We start from the raw sequence: 965 nt of genomic DNA on the forward strand, positions 1-965 counted from the left end.
CGCCGAACATCGCCGCCAGCTCCCGGCCGCCGAGGCAGCGCAGCACGGCAAGCGGATCGGTGAGCGCCGGGCCATGACGGGCAAGGGCCAGGTCGACGACCTGTGCCTTGCGGGCAAGCCCCGCGTCGTCGACACCGGTGCCGCGCCCGACCCACTCCGCACCCGTGCCGCCGAAGAGGCCGGCCGCGACGGCGGCGGCGGCCGTGGTGTTGCCGATGCCCATCTCGCCGAGCACGACGAGATCGGCGCCGGCCGGAACCGCATCGTGTCCTGCCTGAACGGCGCGGAGGAACCCTTCCTCGTCCAGCGCCGGCGCCTGCGTGAAATCCTCCGTCGGCCGGTCGATGTCGAGCGGTGTCACGGTCAGCGTCGCGCCTGCCTGCCGCGCGAGCTGGTTGATCGCCGCGCCGCCGGCGGCGAAATTCGCCACCATCTGCGCCGTCACCGCGGCCGGGAAGGCCGACACGCCGCGTGCGGTCACGCCGTGCGAACCGGCAAAGACCAGCACATGCACCGCGTCCAGCAGCGGCTGCGGGCGCCCCTGCCAGCGCGCCAGCAGGATCGCCGCGTCCTCCAGCCGGCCGAGGCTGCCGGGCGGCTTGGTGAGCGTCGACTGCCGTGCGGCGGCCGCCCGCGCCGCCGCCTCTTCGCCATCGGGCAAGGCCAGGCAGGCGGCACGCAGTTCATCGATGGTCGAGAATGTGGACATGGTCATCCTTCAGGTGAGTTGGGTGGTCGCGGCGACCAGCGTCAGCACCTCCGCCACCTGCTGCAGCGCGCCGAGAACATCGCCCGTCTGGCCGCCGATCTGCCGTTCGGCGAGGCGCTTGACGAGGAGGAGGGACAGAAGAAGCAACGGGGCGGCGACGAGGAACAGGCCGGCGCCGGCGCCGAGCAAGGCGAGGCTGCCGACCAGCAGCGCGCCGAGGACGGCCGGCCCGCCCGGCCGGCCAACCCCTTGCGAG

General features: G+C 73.8%; 2 protein-coding genes. Both read right to left on the reverse strand.

All coding sequences use genetic code 11. The features are described from left to right. A partial coding sequence (locus NUU27_RS25400) for a nicotinate-nucleotide--dimethylbenzimidazole phosphoribosyltransferase (protein ID WP_257765071.1) occupies positions 1 to 709 on the reverse strand: 709 nt, incomplete at its 3' end. A 9-nt stretch (positions 710 to 718) separates the two neighbouring features. Then, on the reverse strand, positions 719 to 965 hold a 247-nt coding region (locus NUU27_RS25405), incomplete at its 5' end, for an adenosylcobinamide-GDP ribazoletransferase (protein WP_257765072.1).

Source organism: Nitratireductor sp. ZSWI3 (assembly GCF_024655565.1).
In the GTDB taxonomy this organism is placed as follows: Bacteria; Pseudomonadota; Alphaproteobacteria; order Rhizobiales; family Rhizobiaceae; genus Nitratireductor.